This window comes from Pseudomonas fluorescens (genome assembly GCF_000968015.1).
Classification (GTDB): Bacteria; Pseudomonadota; Gammaproteobacteria; order Pseudomonadales; family Pseudomonadaceae; genus Aquipseudomonas; species Aquipseudomonas fluorescens_W.
In genome coordinates this window covers 1-15,471 of the sequence record NZ_LACH01000003.1, presented here as the reverse complement: position 1 = coordinate 15,471, position 15,471 = coordinate 1, and the positions used below count along the sequence as shown (strand labels likewise).

The following is a 15,471-nucleotide window of genomic DNA, read 5'->3' as shown; positions in this document are numbered from 1 at the left end:
CTATAATATATAAAAGCCAACTATAATAAGAAGACCATGGCTCTCTACACTTTTACTGCAACTGATCAAAACGATTTTGTGAGCAAACTCCTCGCGAGGGCTGTCGGTGAGGGGTGGACTCTTGTGCGGGATACCGCAGTCGAAAAGGTTTTGAAGATTCCCGCCGTGGGATATCTGGCACTGCTTATTGATGGCGTAAATGTCGAGTTCCAGGCGTTTCGGTTGTATGACGCTGCTCGTGCCATTGCCGACCAAATTGGATCTCTGCCGACGCCTGTGGGCGGGCTCAAATTACCCCGCATTCCTCTGCATAATCAGGCGTTTCAGGTGTGGTTGTCTGTGTCGGAAAGGCGGCTTGCCGGGGTGTGTCGGATTTCAAATACGTATCACAGCTTTTACGCCGGATTGATCTTGCCGTTTGCTCCGACCGACCAATATCCATTTCCATGCTATGTGGGTGGATCTGGCGACGCTGAGCTGTGGTCTTCTACGTCATCCTCGGCATCAGCGTACCCATTTTATGGCGGGCAGAGCCGGCCAGGTCGTGTGTGTTTGCCAGGTGGCGGGTGGCAGGAAGTGTCTCGTTCGGATTCCGGGGATTCGCTAGATTTCAAACCTTCGTATTTGTATGAGCGGGCCTATGTTTGGCCGTTTGACGGCGGTCTGGCAAATCTGGGTAAAACGCTAGCTGGCGAGCACGTTATTTACAACGCGATGATCGTTTCGTCGACGCCAGCGGCTGGCCTGGCACCCGACGATGGCATGTGGCTCGGGTACCTTGATGGGATCTTTGCGTGCAGCAATGTAGGCGCATCGGCAGAGTCAGTGATTACGATCGATTCAATCCAATATTTACTCGTGCCGAACGTGTTCCGGGGCTCGCAGTACTACGCTTTCAGGCTCAATTAATGAAATATCAAACTGGCGCTTATTCATCGTCCGAAAATCTCCTGCAGCTGCTGAAAGATAAGCTGGTCGTTGAAGGCTGGGCTGTGGATCTCCATGCCTACGTCAATTCAGCAGACACTACCTTCGGAAAACGGCTGCACATTCAGAAAAATGGCATGTTTTTTAGCCTGCGGAATTTCGACGACTACACACCAACTCTTGACTACAAAGCCACTGGTTTTGGCAAGACTGGTATCGACGTACGTGCCAACGATAGCTTTTCGGCTGCAGCAAAGTGGAACGAACAGCCAGGGACACCGTTTGTGCGTATGTATGCCCAAACTGGGAGCTCTGGAATTTTCCATTTGTTCACAACTGACACCAAGGTATTGCTGATTGCTGAGTACGAAACCGAGCGATATAGCCACATTATTTTCGGGGCGCACGACACGCTAGACCCCGGCAGTGGCGGGCAGTTTTTGACTGGCGCGAGCGGAACATTTTCGAGCACCTGGAACATCCCGTTCGACACGAGCACAGCGACAACTGCCTGTAAAATTGCGAAGTCAGATTTCGCAGGATGGGTACTCGGTTTCGCATACCCCGCCGACCCCGGACAGGGCATATGCAGCAGTTTTAATTACAACAACGCCATCCGTGTTCCAAATTTTTCCCCCAGCAGCACGACCACCGTAGGCGATATTGGCAGCTCAGCTCGCAGCTCAAATCGTCTCAATGGCCTGTCAGCGCTCATGCCGATCTACACATTTGTAAAGCACGAAGGCGCTTACTGTCCGTTCGCGGAATTCGACGATCTGTATTTCATTAATTGCGATCTGATGACAGCAGAGCAGACATACATTGTCGGCAACAGGACGTACAAAATCTTCCCGTTTTTCGGAAAACAGACGCCGGCAGTCTCAACCCAGCCGCTGTTTAACCTGGGTTTTGGGGTGGAAGTCGATGCATAGAGTCTCCCCTGGATTTCAGTTCATCAGCGGGCAGGGCACTTACTGCGGGTACGAGTTCGATCTGCAGCCTGCACTTGTGTTTGCTCACAAACGCTTGGGCGGTGCTTATGCCTACAGCGGATATTCCAACCTAAATTGGTGCTGGGCAGGGCATGATGCTGTGACCTGGGGCGACGTCTTTTTCGACAACGTCTTCGTGACACCAGCTGTGATCGATGCGGGGTTGATCTCGTCCGATGAAACGTTTGAATTTTCGATTTGGCACTCGTATCGATCTTCCATTTCTCTATCCGGGGTGACTCAATTCGGGGTCGATGGCGTGGATTTGATCGGGGCGAAATCGGGGCTACTACTGTCGTTCGAAGCGGCGCAGTATCAGGTTTTTCTTAACCAAAATACGGGCGACGTTGGCTACAGGGCATCGTTCGATTTCGGCGCAGCCGGCTCACATGATTTCAGCCTCACGGCGACCCGCGCCATTGTCCTGAATTTTGGAATCGACTGGTCGGTTCGGCCAGAGATAAAGCACTCATATCTGACCGAGGTGATTGAGAGCTATGACGGGACTGAGCAACGTATTTCCCTGCGCGACAAACCTCGAATGTCCGCCACTTACCAATACGGGTTGTCCGACGCTGACCAGTACTTATTCGGAAACCTGGTGGGCAATTTCTCCGGGAAATACCTGGTACCGCTCTGGCCTTTTCAGTCATCCATTTCCGCTCCGCTAACCGCTGGCCAAGGATCGATTACGGTCGACTCCATGAACAACTACATTCGTTTTGCAAGCAAAGTGATTGTTGTTGAGGGAGATACTTGGGAGGTTTTCGAGGTTGCTGGGGTTTCTGGACAGGTTGTCTCGTTTAACCATTTGGCTAAGAAAAACTTCTCTTACGCGGCTCGACTTGTGCCGGTAGAACAGGCCTGGATAGCTGAGGAAACTAATTCGGTTGTCCAAGGTATGAATGTAGAGACGACAACGGCGACATTCGACTTTGATGAAGTTGAGTACGTTAAGCCAATGGCGTGTGATGACTTCACAAAGTTTAACAACAGGCGGGTACTGGATATTCGCCCGGATCGATCTCAGGACGTTTCCATCAGCTATCTAAAATTACGGGAGACGTTAGATCCAAATATTGGCAGGCGTTATAACTATGATCGTCAGCAAGGCGCGGTTAAGTTTTTTCAATTTGGCTGGAGATACTTTAATGAGTTTGACCGCATGCGATTTGAAGATTTTGCCGAGCTAGAACGAGGAGGGCAGGGAGAGTTTTATGTAGAAAGCCCACTCGTAGGCCTGGAGTTAAACAATGATGTTGAGTCAGCGACGCTCCAGATTGTTGTCAAAAAAGCCAACTACAAAAACTTCTTGAAATCAAAGTCGTTTGCTCCGGCTATCGCAATTAAGTTGTATAATGGAATCACGCTATATCGAAACGTAGAAAGTGCAAGCGACGGCCTGGGCAACACTGAAGTCATTGATTTGGCTGAGCCAGTTTCAAATGTTTCAATAAAAGACGTGGAATATATAGCGCCATTGTTCCTGGGTCGTTTCGAATCAGATGAATTTAATTACATCTTCGATACCACCGCTGACAGCACAATAACAAAAATAATAAGGCAGTTGCTGAATGCTGACGCTGAAATCGATCGAGAGATCACTATCACTTAATAAACCCGTTGAACTCTATTTTTTTGAGTTTGGTTCGGCTTACTACGCTTACACGTCCGGAACTAAGCAACACTTGCACACCGATGGCATCATCTATCAGCCACTGGCTTTGAAACGGTCAAAGGTTCAGCGAACGTCAGAAGACTATAAGAATAAACTTGAGATCAACATGCCCGGCGACTCCGCTATCCCGCTGCTATTTCGGGCTCATCTGCCGTCAAAACACGTCACACTAAAGGTGTTCCGCTCGCAACGGGACAATCCCAAGCTATTCGTTAACGTATTTGCCGGCGAAGTTAGTTCTGTGACCTGGAATAACTCTGTAGCAACAGTCCAGTGCAATCCATCCAGCGCCTTGCTGCGACGCCAAGTTCTTAGATTTGGATATCAAGCCCAGTGCAATCACCATCTTTATGATGACTTGTGCGGCCTTGATATCACAAACTACCAGGAAATGCAGGCAGTAATTAGTGTCGAAGATGGCGGCAGAATTGTTTATCTTTCTGGATTTAATCATGACGCTGAATACTATTTGGCTGGCCTACTGTCGTTTGACGAAACAGATTTTAGGATGATTACCGATATTGATACCAGTACCGGCTATGTCCAACTAATTTCCGGAATCGACTCCCTTTCCCCCGGCGATCAGGTAAAACTCGCAAAAGGCTGCAATCGTTCAGCACAGGCATGCCACTCATTCGGGAACTTTGACAATTTTTATGGCTGTCTGACTATTCCCGACGAAAACCCTTTCGTATAATTAGAAGAATAAAAGAAATGGTACTTGCTGCTTACTTCGTTATCATGCTTATTATGATGCTTGTTGTCATGCGTATGGCCAAGTCCCCTGAGAATGCCAAGCCAGCAGGCATTGAAGACTTCAGTTTTCCGACGGCAGCAGAGCGCCCTGTTCAAGTTTTATATGGCACTCGAAAGCTCGGTGGGTCTAATGTCCTCTGGTACGGGGACTTGCGCACCAATGCCATTAAACAAAAAGTCAAAACCGGTTTTAGTTCAAAAAAAGTAACAGTTGGCTATAAATATTACATGGGCGTACAGCTCGGGATTTGTCACGGCCCTGATGTTACTTTAAAACAAGTTTGGTTTGATAACGATGTCGCGTGGGAAGGCACGATAAAAAACGGTTCGTTTGAAATCAACAAACCAGAGCTGTTTGGTGGCGAAGAGAAAAATGGCGGGGTTGGTGGGACTGTCAGTTTTTATAATGGTGATCTTGCCCAGGCGGCAAATGCTTACCTTCAGCGCGTCGTAGGCATTGACATCGTTTCGCCGCTGCGTTCGCTGTGCCATGCAGTGCTCGAAGGATTCTACATTGGCAATTCGGAAACCCCCGCAAAAATCAGCTTTGTTTGCTCCAGATTTCCAAAATCCCCTGCCGGCAACGCGGCCCTGGAAATCATCGGTGATGACGCAAACCCAGCGTACGTGATTTATGAATTCCTGACTGACCAACGATTCGGCGCTTCGATTTCAAAGTCGCTTGTCGACATCGCCACCTTTGAGTCTGTTGCCCAAACTCTTTTCAGCGAAGGGTACGGCGTGTCTGGTGTCGTTGACTCGTCGAAAACAGCCTCGGCGATCGTTGATGACCTGCTGAAAATCATCAACGGCAATCTGGTGACCGACGCCGCCACAGGCAAGCTAAAACTCAAAATCGTGCGTGAGGATTACGACATTTCGTCCCTGGCTGTTGTCGATGCTTCGAACATCAAATCCCTTTCAAATTTCAACCGTGGATCCCTGGATACAGCGGTGAACGAAGTAAAAATTAAGTACCTGTCGATCGCCGATGGCTTCACTGAGCGCACAGCCACAGCTCAAAACCTGGGCCTAAGGATCCACAAAGGCGACAGCGATGGCGTTAGCTACGACACCCCATCGGTCTCAACTGCTGCGCTGGCGGCAAAAATCGCTCAGCGTGAAATGAGGCCGCTTTCAGTTCCATTGGCAACGTGTGTTGTTGAGTGCAATCGGTCGATGTTCGATGCAGAAATGTGCGATGTCGTCCTGCTTTCGTGGCCACCGCTGGCAGTGGAAAATATGGTCATGAGAGTAATGGGGGTGGACTTAGGGTCGCTTGAGGACAGCACAATAAAGCTGAGCCTGACCCAGGACGTCTTCGGCGTGACTAATACCGTTTACAGCGATGGGTCAGACAAAATCTGGGTTAAGCCGACGTTCGATCCTGTCAGTCCACAAGCGGTAGAAATTGTCGAAGCCCCGGCGATTTTCACCAGCACCGCAGGACTCACCAGGTCACTACTCGTCCTCGCCGGGCAGCCCAGCGCCGGACAACAATACAAGCTAATCACTAGGCAGTCGGGCGAGGGTTGGGCAGAGCAGGGCGACGCTGCATTTACCCCCGCTTTTGAACTCGTCGAAGCAATGCCGGCAGGAGCCTGGACAGAGACAGATGGCCCGATAATTCGTGGAAATATCGACGATCTCGACAGCTACAGCGTCAGCGAAAACCGCCAAGCGCTGGGAATAATGTACATCGACGGCGAGTGGCTAAGCTACGAATCGGTGACTCAGCTAGCCAGCACCACCTGCCAGCTAAACAACATCAGGCGCGGGCTCTTCGGCACGACCCCGATAGCACACCCTCCGAGCCAAAAAATCTGGGCGGTAAGCGAGGGTCACGGCATAACAAATGGTCAGTTCTCCGCAGGCTCGACGGTTTACATCAAAACATTGGTACAAACTCAAACTCGCCGGCAAACAATCGACGAAGCCCAGGAAATTTCGTACACCATCGAAGGATCAAACGACCAACCATTTCCGCCAGGCCAACTGCGCGTAAACGGCTCAGCCGGAGGCCAAATTAACGGCGCAGCGACCCTATCTTGGAGAGCCCGAGGTGGGTCAGGACAGGAGGTGATTTTTTACGACGACGACATTTCCCAAGCCTCAGCGTCAACCTACGAAATCACCGTCTTCCACAGCGGCAGGCAGGTTTGGCAACAAAGCGGTGTTGCTGGGGAAAGCTGGGAGTTTACAGGGGAGCGTGGCGTCAATTCTGGCCTGCTTTTCGACCAGCTCACGTTCAAAATCCGGGCCACGCAGGTTGGCTTTAACAATAGTGTGCCACTGGAGGTCAGCGTTACCCGCTTGTCTGTCGCCTAGCCATATTAATAAGTATCTACTATTATATGTTTTTTATGGAAAGAGGCTTGCATATGTCCGACCATCGCAGCTCACCGATTTCCGAGTTCGAAAAATCAGTTGCGTCGCTACGCAACCGCTGGATCGAAAAAAGCTTTTTGGCCGAGGGCAGCGGCATGTCGCTGGAGGATGCCGAGTCTGTTTTCGCTCACAGCATGGAAATTTATAACAAGCCGGCAACTATTGTTAGTGACTGGTACTTGGTACACGTAGAAACCCCTCCAGAAGCAGCATCCCCCGGCTACGACGACCTAAAACCATTCGTTGTGTGCGCACTCAACGTTTTCAAAGACACTCAAAATCGGTTCGACAAAACAGTCCGTACGAGTCAAATGCTTTCATTTTTCGACAAGTCCATTTTCGTGACGCGGAACACTGTTTATCTGCTTGTCGGCCCTGGCAGGAGCATGCAGTACAGCGATGCCCCAGAGGCCTTTTCGTCATTTTTCAGACTCCTAGGCATGCGCGTATGAACGTCGAAGAGCTTATTTATTTGCTGTCAAAGCAGGATCCAAAGACTCGGGTCGTGACTGCTGGTTACGAAAACGGATTCGAGGATGTCGAGCACGTGAGGTTTGGCATCCTTTTTCGGAGAAAAAATCAGGAATGGTGGGATGGTACTTACGACGAGGACAATCATTGGAAGGCTGCGCCAGAGGAAGTTGTGATGATTTATGGTTCGTACAGGAAATGAATGTGGCCGAGCCCGGCGCTTTTATTTAACAGTGGGGGTTTGGGATGAACGTAGCAAAATTTATTGAGCTGTTGTCGACAATGCCTCAGGACTGCCGGATTTTTATTGGCGGTAAGCCTGACGGCGAGGTTACTGCGAAAGTGGAAACTGTATGTCGATGTCGCGAGATAAACGGTGAGCAAATACGTGTTCGCGAGGAGATCGTTTTTCTCGGCATTGATGCATGGAAATGAAGCTGTTTCTTGATACCGAATTCACTCGGCTCAGCGCCGACGCAAAGCTGATTTCCTTGGCGCTTGTAGCCGAGAATGGTGCTGAGTTTTACGTCGAACTGACGGACACATATCAGCTAACTGACTGCTCGCAATTCGTTGTCGAAGTCGTCCTACCTCAGCTTGACCCCGGCAGCCATGGGATAACCTTCCTGCAGGCCCAAGCCAGGCTTGCGGCGTTTCTAAATCAGTTCGATGGGCCAGTCGAAATCCTCTCCGATGCGCCCGTCTGGGACTGGGATTTTTTCTGTGACATGGCATACCTAAACGGCAAATGGCCCGCAAAAGTCAGCAACCGTCCCGTGGACATCTCCAGGATTTTTGACAACAAAGACCCTGCCGAGCTGCCCGAGGTGGAGGAGTTGCCGCATCATGCGCTGCTGGATGCTAGGCAGATTTTTCGGCTTTTTTTATTAAGTTTAAGTTAATCAGTGTGTTCCGAGTAAAATCCAAAAAAAGGATCGTGTATATGTCAAACATGGGTCGTTCTCCCCAGGATTCTATATGCTCTAGCTAAAACATGATCAAAGGTCATTATGCTCATATTATGATAGCTAGAATTCAATATCCTAAAGGCTTCTTGCTGTTCTTCATTCCACTCATTAGATCGGCCATATATCAACGTGCAGCGAGGTTTGATCGTTTTTATCCCACCAACCCGCTGATAAAATTTTATGCTGTCGGCCTCTCTTTCGACTTCGTGAATATACTTAGATGCTTGTGTGATTGCCTTAATGAGGTCTGAATGAGGTATATAATTGCCATGGTCAAGTGAAGAGCTCCAGAATTGCAAGCCGCCTTCAGGTCTTTTTATTTCAACTATATCTAAAAAGCCATCGTAGCTTTCCATTAAGAAGTCAGAAATATTTTTTGTGTCTATGTTCCGCTCGTCTAATACCTTAACAAAGTCGCTGCCGAGTACCCAGCTATTCACCTCGAACCAATGTTGCCATTTGTTTTCGGTATGATCACTCTCTAACAATTGAATATATTCGTCTATTGCCCTAGCGCGCCTAGCATGAGCCAGTCCAATTTCTAATTCCTCTGGAATTACGTCGTTATCCAACAGGAACTGTAGCATCTGGGATCGATCGCTCTCGTCCAATAGTTTCTTAAGCTGCTGGGCGATAGATATGTCATAGGGAGTGCTTAGAGGTAGATATGCTTTAGCGCCATTTTTAAAAGGTTCGTAATTATCTTGGATAAATGAAACTAGATTTGTGAACTCTTCGCCATCCAGAGTAAGCTCGCTTTTGGGCTCGCTTAGCTCTACGATTTCACTTTCGTAAAAGTTTTTAGGTTTTTTGTATCTACCAATTTTTAGGTAGACTTCGTCCGGACTATTGTTGTGAGGAACTTTCCAGAATCCAGCCCGAGTTAATACAGTAGGTTTGTTTCGTAATAGTACAAACTTTTGATCCTTAACTTTTGACATCCTCTTTCCCTATTTTTGTATCTGCTAGTGAGCAAAACTTCACCTGAGAAAACTCATACAGTAGGCTACTGTTTTGCCACTACTCCGTCTATAGGTACGCGATGCTCTGATCACGAAGCGCATCAACTGAATTACCGATGCGCCTCCTATCTCAAGGATCCAGCAAGATGTCACAAGGCTGACGCTCCCGAATACCAAACATCGCCCTGGTCAAATTCACCGCTGGTATGTACTCAATATACTCAGCATCCCTGCGCTCCCGTTCCTTTTTTGACTCGAATGGCACACCGAAAATCGCACTTAGGAAAGCCTGGATTGCTTCAACAAGCTCGTCAATTTCTCGCTGACTCCGTGATTTGGGCTCAAATTTGACGGCAAATCGGCGGGTTCGGGAGAAAAAGCTGAAGTACCAGAATCTTTCTGTAGCGTGTTTTTGATCGTCTTGATCTCTTCGAGCAGCTTCGATCTCAAGTGCCTGAAAGGTTTCGGGGTCATAGGAAATTCCTTCTTGTGTTGTAAGTTTTTGAAAGGTGAGGCGGGAGCGCTTGAGTTTCCGGCCCGCGATGACTACGCCCTGAAACTCATAAGCAATACCTTTGGGCTGGTCATTGGCATTCTTTGTGAAGTGGACAAAAACACGCTGACGGCGCAGTAAGCGGATCAGCATGAACATGTCACCCTGGGCAGCCTGCGTGATCTCTACAGCGCCTGCGATCTTTGCGATCATCTTGTGCTTGCGGGGGATGTCGTCATTTCGCTCAGCGGCTTCCAGTGCAGCCCTGGTGATGGCCGTACCCCAGGTTTCGGTTGGAGAAGGGGCTTTGGTCAGATTGAACATATCCTCAATATCGGATGTGCTGTCACAGCTGGCCGACCTCTCGTTGCTGTCTTTGACCATTGAGAACGTCTCGTCCAGGCGGATGCGGTTTGCAACGATGTGGACATGCTGGGACTCGGTGTCCCCATGAAGCACCGCGACCCACTTGCAGCTCTCATCGAAGCCCATGTTGTTCATATAGACCTGCACAGCCTCTTTCCACTGTTGATCAGTGAGGGACTCGCCTGGGGGCAGGGCCAGGATTGCGTGCCAAACGGGTTTGATCTTTCGCTCTGAATCGATTGAGCCGCTCCGCATGCGCTCTACAGAGTCAAACTCTTCAATCATCCCCAGGACATCAATGTCGCCTCTATTGTGCCCGTGACGGAGAGGGTCAGGAGCCAAGCAGTTCTTTGCGATAGTCCTGATTTGAGTCAGTGCGTGTTCATGCTTTCGCAAACCAAAGATATACTCAATTCGGTTTTTGAACGAGCCAGTGCTTTTTTCTGTGATCTTTCCGATCATCTTCTTATACTCCCAATATCGTGTTGTTGATTTTCTGAAGCTCTTGAATTATTGACTCCGTTGGCGCGCCATCGTCTAACATCACTGCCACACGGATAATCATCTGAGCAATATGAATGTTGGCCCCTGGGATCGATGTCTTAGATTTTGGCTTGATGGCAATCAAGTGATCCCGAATAAAAGGGCCAATTGCTTGATAGCCTGCCTCCATGCATTTGGCTTTAATAGTATCCATCTCGATAGAGTTAAGCCGGACAATAAATGGCTTGTCACGTTTAAGTTCTGGTGCTGATTTTGGTTTGCCGACTCTTTTCTTATTATTGTTTTCCATGGCGCAACCTCCGAAGGAGAGTGAGCAGTATATGTCTATCATAGACACAACTGGCTATTCAATGCTCTATAGTTTTATTATGCAGGTGGAGATTGAGGTGGTGAAAGTTATTTTTTCAGGTATAACTAAATATCCACAGAGTGACAATGCAAAAGCGCACTGGGTCATAGCGAAAATGATGTGTGTCGCACTAAGGGGGAGTGATTTTCGCACTATATGACTGTGACATTCGCACTCGTCATTGCGATTTCACACTAACGCACTGTGACTTCACACTCCTGTACTGCGACATGGGGTATACCTATCCTGGCCAACCTTACTTTTCAGGTTATTCAGTGAGCGGTGAAGTGGTCATATTTGACGATAAGGTTGACACTTTTGGCAGCAAAATAGCCAAATTTGGCGCACAAAGAAGCCACAAATGGCACTAGTAGTTCCATCTTAGTCACAAAAAATCATTTATTACCCAGCAATCATTGAGTTTCAGCCTGCTTTTGTCAGTTTCAGTTCTGCTTTTTTAAATGTCAGGACATTCTTGCGCTCGATCTGATCAAGCAGTCCTCTGCACAGATACTCCTTAGTCATACCTGAAAGTTCAATGAGCTTGGCCTCTACCTTCATGCTCGATTCCAAAATTTCGGCGACCGTGACTGTTTTATAGCCGTCAGTGACGTCTACGTCCTGGCCTTTTCCGGAATGGTTGACCAAAACTTTCTGATGGTATCCGCTGATGCCAATGTAGTCTGCCACCGAAATAAATGAGGCTCGCAAAGTTTTACGCTTGTAGGATTCATGCATCCTTTTTTCTACTTTTTTTAGGAAATCTCTGGTGCACGACTCATGCAGGGGCCCACCGTTAATACTCGGAAATACATATTCACTTTCAGATTTTGAAATTGCGTAAAGAATTTGGGCGTAGGCCACGTCGTTGAGTACCAAGTGAAATCGTTTGCCATTTTTAAGGACAATGGTTCCTTCATCATTTTCAAATCTGATCGCTTTATACTCGTGATCAACCATGCTTTTTTTAATACCAGCCGACTCAGCAGGGCGCATGCCCGAGAAAGTCATGAACAAGATGTTAGATGAGCACTGGCTGAGTACAGATGGTCTTCGCCTCTGCGGGCCAGCACTTTCGATATCAAAACAGGCGTTGATAAAATCACCCAGATCGTCCGGCTGAACCCGTGTTTTATCGCGCTCATTGACATGCCATTGCTTTGTGACTTTCAAAATATCGACAGGATTATACGTAATGGGACACTGCCTGCCCTTGGCGTACCAGGCCATCGCGAAGTTAAACGTAATGCTTAAAATGCGAAGAGCTTTGTTGGCTGTCCTTAGTTTTGGCTTATTTTGTTTGTTTTTTTGATTGGTAATGTCCCTAAAGATTTTCTTTACAAGGTCGTGATCGAATTCAATAAGCGGGAGCTGTTCAAAATCGATAAGGTGGTTATCAAAAGATTTTCGGTAGTCTGCAATGCTTCCTTCGGACAATTTTTCTTTGTTTTCCAGCATGGTTTCGAAGGCCAGGCGCAGGGTGATAGCGGATGCTTTTTTCTGGGTTACCTTTTCCTCGACTTCCTTGGCCATCTGACCAGAAATCACAGAGGCTTTATTCCTGATGGCTTCGATTTTTGAGGTGAGTCTGTCGTACTGGCCGAGCGTGATGCGATGGGTTTTGCCGGCCAGCTTTTTGATGACGACAAACGTTTTGACGCCAGCAGCTGTGACGCGAATCGCGAATCCACCGGCCATGTCATCGTAAAAAATTGCCTCGGTTTTTCCTGTGGGGCAAATGCAACGGGTTTCGATCGAGCTTTTTGTAAAGCGGAATTTGTTGTCGCGCATGTCATGAACTCAAATCGTGCGAGCCCTCAGCGGTGGAAACCCAAGGAAACCTCATGGAAACTTTTGCGGGGAATCCTGGGTAATGCTGACGAAGCCCTAGTAAGCTCAATCTCTACTGTTTTCCTCTGTAAGTCACTGATCCGTAAAGAATTAGTAAGCTTTAGCAAGAAGAATCAATGTTGGGTAAGATCGAGCAATGTCATGACACGAATAACTTAAAATCCCCCGCTCGTAAGGGCGTGCCGGTTCGATTCCGGCTTCGGGCACCATCTTAAATCAAGGGTTTGCGGGCGAAAGCTGATGCAAACCCTTGTTTGTTTCTGGTCCGCTATTTTCGAGTTGGTCCGCAATTCACTTGGTTGGTGAGACTTTCTTAGTGGCGAGCTTGGCAGTGGGAATGGCTGACGACAAAAAGCCCGCGTATTGCGGGCTCTCTGTATGGGGTCAAATCCTTTTGTCCGTTCAATCTGCGCTCCGTTCTGTCAGCACTTCGTGAAAAGCATGTTGCAGATACGAAAGAGCCCGGCACTTGGCCGGGCTCTTTATGCACGTGGCCAAATCCCTTTGGCTGACTGCAGTGTGCTTGGTCGGTGTGACGAATGCATGACAGGTGGCCGAATGTCGTGTGGCCGCCAGGCTCCTGGCGATGCTCAGGCATTACACCTAGGCTCAAGTAAGTTCTCACAGTAACCACAAAAAGAGGTGCCGTATGAACCTGAAAGGCTGGAGTTACACGCTTATGGCTCTTTTTCTATCAGGCTGCGCGTCTTCTGGTGGCGGTGGTATCAAGCCAGTAACACCTTCAGCTGTAGCACTTGATGATAGTCAAGTCCGTAGCACCTTAATTGGGAATAAGTTGAATAACATTGGAAGGACTGGCCTCCCATATACATTGAGTTTTAATGCCGACGGTACCGAAATTTTTGAATTGTCAGGCAGCCCTCCAGAAACAGAACGCTGGACAGTCAAAGATGGAGTGATTTGTTTTACTTCTGCCAAAAATCCGAAAGAGTGCTATCGGCTTAAAAAAGACAAGGAGGACTACTGGCTGGTTCATCCAGACACAGGGGCGGTCCACTATCACTACACCCTTACCCCCCCAGTGACTCGTAAGCAAACGGGTATGGCTAGTCACGAGCAGGTTTGGTCTAGCTCTTCAAGGATGACCGCAGTGCGTTGGCGTTCGCAAAGATCATTGCCTTCTGGCAAGACAACATGCGACCGCTCCGGCGTTTGTCGTTGTGGTGCCATCTGAAACCAAGGGTTTGCGAGCGAAAGCTGATGCAAACCCTTTTACGTTTCTGGCTTGCTGTTTTTTAGCCCGTGGTAGTTATTGACCTCGGCCGCTAACCCCTGGATTAGCGCCGCGTCGATCTTCGCCAGCAGGGTTGCCGGTATCGACAAGCCTTCTCTCGACCAAGACATTCTGAAGGGCCTGGCGGGCTGCAGCGTCTAGCTGGTCTTCTCTCTCCTTGAGTTCAAGCAAGATTGGGCTGGACCAGGTGCGATAGGTTTTCTCGGTATCTCGAATTGATGTCATCTGTCCCCTCCTTGATGAGTGCCCGCCAACACCGTCGGCGCTATTTCGATTCGATAAAACCCTAGTCGAGAAATCTGTTTGCCGCCAAAAAAGGCATGGCGATAGTGCACACCTCGCTCATCTAACTAGCGCATACCCGTGATCCCAATCTAAAGCGCGCGCCGCTTCGATTTCATCCTTCATTTGCCCAGACGCCCGGAGCTGCCGTACGCCGAACATAGTCGGAAAAGTCTCCCGCCGGCCGACCCAGCGCACGCTGTAGGCCATCGGCAATCGGTGTATTGCGGCCATTAAGCACGGTGGTGAAGAGATACAGCACCAGGTCGATCAGTTGTGCGGGAAGTTTTTCCTGCTCGAACGCCTGACGATAAGCCTCCGGCGGAACTGCGGCGAAACGTATTTCGCGTTTTGTCGCATGGGCGATTTCGTCGACGGCTTCGGCAAACGTCAGCGCTCGTGGGCCCGTCAGTTCATAGAGTTGGCCTGAGTGTTCTGGTTTGGTCAGCGCCTCGACCGCGATTTCGGCGATGTTTTCTGCGTCGATGAAGGGCTCTGCGATATGACCGACGGGGAGGGCCAGTTCCCCTTGAAGGATAGGTCCCAGGAAGTGCGCCTCGCTGAAATTCTGGAAGAACCAGCTGGCTCGCGGAACGGCAGGAGAGTCGTATTGCGGGCGGGTTATTGGCTGACGCGATGCTTCGGGTATTCCTCGATAGCGATGCGTTGCGGGTTCGGGAATCTGCGTTTCTGATCTGGCCTCTGGGGGAGGCGACGATGCGGCTGGCCATCTCATGCGCACCCGAGGAGGGGCGTGGTCTGGTCGAGGCCTTCAAACGCATGTCGTTGCTGGAAATCATGGCGCCAGCGACCGGATCGAATGAGTTCGATCCGGCCACCGATGCTGTCAGCTAAACGAAAGGCTGACCGGTGAAACCACGAGGCAATCGTTGCAGTCCTTCCATAGCGGTGAGTCGTTCGACCCAAGCCGCGCGCCAGTCATTGGCGGTGTGCGTAACTTTGGCTTTGCGTGCGGCGCGGCGTGCAGCGTTGCGCTGGTCTTTGCGTGCATCCTTGAACGCGTCGGTGTTGCGGCAGCTTCTGCATTTCACCCGGGTCAGTTCGGTGGTTGAAACGAGTTTGCTGCCTTTGTGACCGCAGGCCAGATGCCCGCCGACTTTGAAGTGAGTAACCATCAGACGCCTCCTTGGTGACGTGTAATCGTTTGACCTCCAGCGAACGGTGACGTTCGTTGCCTGCGTAATGGGCAAAAAAAAGGTTCTTCACGG

The 15,471-nt window shown here is 49.4% G+C and carries 16 protein-coding genes and 2 pseudogenes; 11 read left to right on the top strand and 7 right to left on the bottom strand.

The genetic code is table 11. The annotated features are described in order from the left end of the window. Positions 1-36: 36 nt before the first annotated feature. Genes VD17_RS02985 through VD17_RS02950 form a run of 9 tightly spaced genes read left to right on the top strand, consistent with a single transcriptional unit; the run spans position 37 to position 8,114 of the window. The gene (locus VD17_RS02985; RefSeq protein WP_046052605.1) at positions 37-909 is read left to right on the top strand and encodes a hypothetical protein; all 873 of its coding nucleotides are present in this window, start codon (positions 37-39) and stop codon (positions 907-909) included. Continuing rightward, positions 909-1,859 carry a hypothetical protein gene (locus VD17_RS02980; protein WP_046052604.1) on the top strand — a complete coding sequence of 317 codons (951 nt, stop codon included), beginning with the start codon at positions 909-911 and terminating at the stop codon, positions 1,857-1,859. Before VD17_RS02985 ends, VD17_RS02980 begins: the two co-directional genes overlap by 1 nt. Then, positions 1,852-3,534, top strand: a complete 1,683-nt coding sequence (locus VD17_RS02975; protein WP_052962676.1) for a hypothetical protein — start codon at positions 1,852-1,854, stop codon at positions 3,532-3,534. Before VD17_RS02980 ends, VD17_RS02975 begins: the two co-directional genes overlap by 8 nt. Next, positions 3,494-4,294: a baseplate hub domain-containing protein gene (locus VD17_RS02970; protein ID WP_046052603.1), complete on the top strand. Its 801-nt coding sequence runs from the start codon at positions 3,494-3,496 to the stop codon at positions 4,292-4,294. Before VD17_RS02975 ends, VD17_RS02970 begins: the two co-directional genes overlap by 41 nt. A gap of 17 nt (positions 4,295-4,311) precedes the next feature. Further along, the gene (locus VD17_RS02965; protein WP_046052602.1) at positions 4,312-6,681 is read left to right on the top strand and encodes a phage tail protein; all 2,370 of its coding nucleotides are present in this window, start codon (positions 4,312-4,314) and stop codon (positions 6,679-6,681) included. A gap of 53 nt (positions 6,682-6,734) precedes the next feature. Further along, entirely contained in the window at positions 6,735-7,193 is a 459-nt protein-coding gene (locus tag VD17_RS31190; protein WP_052962675.1) for a DUF6957 family protein, read from the top strand. Beyond that, positions 7,190-7,414 carry a hypothetical protein gene (locus tag VD17_RS02955; RefSeq protein WP_046052601.1) on the top strand — a complete coding sequence of 75 codons (225 nt, stop codon included), beginning with the start codon at positions 7,190-7,192 and terminating at the stop codon, positions 7,412-7,414. Before VD17_RS31190 ends, VD17_RS02955 begins: the two co-directional genes overlap by 4 nt. Positions 7,415-7,458: 44 nt before the next feature. Beyond that, positions 7,459-7,647 (top strand): hypothetical protein, encoded by a 189-nt coding sequence (locus VD17_RS32095; RefSeq protein ID WP_185753092.1) that lies wholly within the window; start codon positions 7,459-7,461, stop codon positions 7,645-7,647. Next, complete coding sequence (locus tag VD17_RS02950) at positions 7,644-8,114, top strand: 3'-5' exoribonuclease (RefSeq protein WP_046052688.1); 471 nt, start codon at positions 7,644-7,646, stop codon at positions 8,112-8,114. Before VD17_RS32095 ends, VD17_RS02950 begins: the two co-directional genes overlap by 4 nt. A 44-nt stretch (positions 8,115-8,158) precedes the next feature. Here the strand turns inward: VD17_RS02950 and VD17_RS02945 are convergent, their stop codons facing one another. The 4 genes from VD17_RS02945 to VD17_RS02925 all read right to left on the bottom strand — a co-directional run bounded on the left by VD17_RS02945 (position 8,159) and on the right by VD17_RS02925 (position 12,645). Further along, entirely contained in the window at positions 8,159-9,121 is a 963-nt protein-coding gene (locus VD17_RS02945) for a Shedu immune nuclease family protein (protein ID WP_046052600.1), read from the bottom strand. A 151-nt stretch (positions 9,122-9,272) separates the two neighbouring features. Further along, a complete protein-coding gene (locus VD17_RS02940) occupies positions 9,273-10,463 on the bottom strand; it encodes a relaxase/mobilization nuclease domain-containing protein (RefSeq protein WP_046052599.1) in 1,191 nt (396 codons plus the stop codon). 4 nt (positions 10,464-10,467) lie between these two features. Beyond that, positions 10,468-10,794 (bottom strand): hypothetical protein, encoded by a 327-nt coding sequence (locus VD17_RS02935; RefSeq protein WP_046052598.1) that lies wholly within the window; start codon positions 10,792-10,794, stop codon positions 10,468-10,470. Positions 10,795-11,277: 483 nt separating this feature from the next. After that, positions 11,278-12,645, bottom strand: coding sequence for a tyrosine-type recombinase/integrase (locus tag VD17_RS02925; RefSeq protein WP_052962674.1), 1,368 nt, complete (start codon positions 12,643-12,645; stop codon positions 11,278-11,280). Between the two features lie 709 nt (positions 12,646-13,354). Here VD17_RS02925 and VD17_RS32090 point away from each other — a divergent pair. Next, on the top strand, positions 13,355-13,900 hold the full coding sequence (locus VD17_RS32090) for a hypothetical protein (RefSeq protein ID WP_185753091.1): 546 nt from the start codon (positions 13,355-13,357) through the stop codon (positions 13,898-13,900). A 75-nt stretch (positions 13,901-13,975) separates the two neighbouring features. On the opposite strand, the gene VD17_RS32525 is transcribed toward VD17_RS32090, so the two are convergent. Together VD17_RS32525 and VD17_RS02915 are read right to left on the bottom strand one after the other, a co-directional pair. Continuing rightward, complete coding sequence (locus VD17_RS32525; RefSeq protein ID WP_046052596.1) at positions 13,976-14,185, bottom strand: hypothetical protein; 210 nt, start codon at positions 14,183-14,185, stop codon at positions 13,976-13,978. Between the two features lie 172 nt (positions 14,186-14,357). Then, positions 14,358-14,831, bottom strand: a pseudogene (locus tag VD17_RS02915) (NmrA family transcriptional regulator); the annotation flags it as partial. A gap of 2 nt (positions 14,832-14,833) precedes the next feature. Here VD17_RS02915 and VD17_RS02910 point away from each other — a divergent pair. Continuing rightward, positions 14,834-15,097: pseudogene (locus VD17_RS02910) on the top strand (TetR/AcrR family transcriptional regulator); the annotation flags it as partial. Here VD17_RS02910 and VD17_RS02905 read toward each other — a convergent pair. After that, positions 15,094-15,378 carry a hypothetical protein gene (locus VD17_RS02905; RefSeq protein WP_033055175.1) on the bottom strand — a complete coding sequence of 95 codons (285 nt, stop codon included), beginning with the start codon at positions 15,376-15,378 and terminating at the stop codon, positions 15,094-15,096. The pseudogene VD17_RS02910 and the gene VD17_RS02905 sit on opposite strands and share 4 nt — an antisense overlap. Positions 15,379-15,471 lie beyond the last annotated feature (93 nt).

Bases quoted from the DNA above. Each gene is read 5' to 3' on its own strand.
- VD17_RS02940 (WP_046052599.1), bottom strand. From the start codon at position 10,463: ATGATCGGAAAGATCACAGAAAAAAGCACTGGCTCGTTCAAAAACCGA.
- VD17_RS32525 (WP_046052596.1), bottom strand. From the start codon at position 14,185: ATGACATCAATTCGAGATACCGAGAAAACCTATCGCACCTGGTCCAGC.
- VD17_RS02935 (WP_046052598.1), bottom strand. From the start codon at position 10,794: ATGGAAAACAATAATAAGAAAAGAGTCGGCAAACCAAAATCAGCACCA.
- VD17_RS02975 (WP_052962676.1), top strand. From the start codon at position 1,852: ATGCATAGAGTCTCCCCTGGATTTCAGTTCATCAGCGGGCAGGGCACT.
- VD17_RS02980 (WP_046052604.1), top strand. From the start codon at position 909: ATGAAATATCAAACTGGCGCTTATTCATCGTCCGAAAATCTCCTGCAG.
- VD17_RS02970 (WP_046052603.1), top strand. From the start codon at position 3,494: ATGCTGACGCTGAAATCGATCGAGAGATCACTATCACTTAATAAACCC.
- VD17_RS02955 (WP_046052601.1), top strand. From the start codon at position 7,190: ATGAACGTCGAAGAGCTTATTTATTTGCTGTCAAAGCAGGATCCAAAG.
- VD17_RS02965 (WP_046052602.1), top strand. From the start codon at position 4,312: ATGGTACTTGCTGCTTACTTCGTTATCATGCTTATTATGATGCTTGTT.
- VD17_RS02925 (WP_052962674.1), bottom strand. From the start codon at position 12,645: ATGCGCGACAACAAATTCCGCTTTACAAAAAGCTCGATCGAAACCCGT.
- VD17_RS02950 (WP_046052688.1), top strand. From the start codon at position 7,644: ATGAAGCTGTTTCTTGATACCGAATTCACTCGGCTCAGCGCCGACGCA.
- VD17_RS02985 (WP_046052605.1), top strand. From the start codon at position 37: ATGGCTCTCTACACTTTTACTGCAACTGATCAAAACGATTTTGTGAGC.
- VD17_RS31190 (WP_052962675.1), top strand. From the start codon at position 6,735: ATGTCCGACCATCGCAGCTCACCGATTTCCGAGTTCGAAAAATCAGTT.
- VD17_RS02945 (WP_046052600.1), bottom strand. From the start codon at position 9,121: ATGTCAAAAGTTAAGGATCAAAAGTTTGTACTATTACGAAACAAACCT.
- VD17_RS32095 (WP_185753092.1), top strand. From the start codon at position 7,459: ATGAACGTAGCAAAATTTATTGAGCTGTTGTCGACAATGCCTCAGGAC.
- VD17_RS02905 (WP_033055175.1), bottom strand. From the start codon at position 15,378: ATGGTTACTCACTTCAAAGTCGGCGGGCATCTGGCCTGCGGTCACAAA.
- VD17_RS32090 (WP_185753091.1), top strand. From the start codon at position 13,355: ATGAACCTGAAAGGCTGGAGTTACACGCTTATGGCTCTTTTTCTATCA.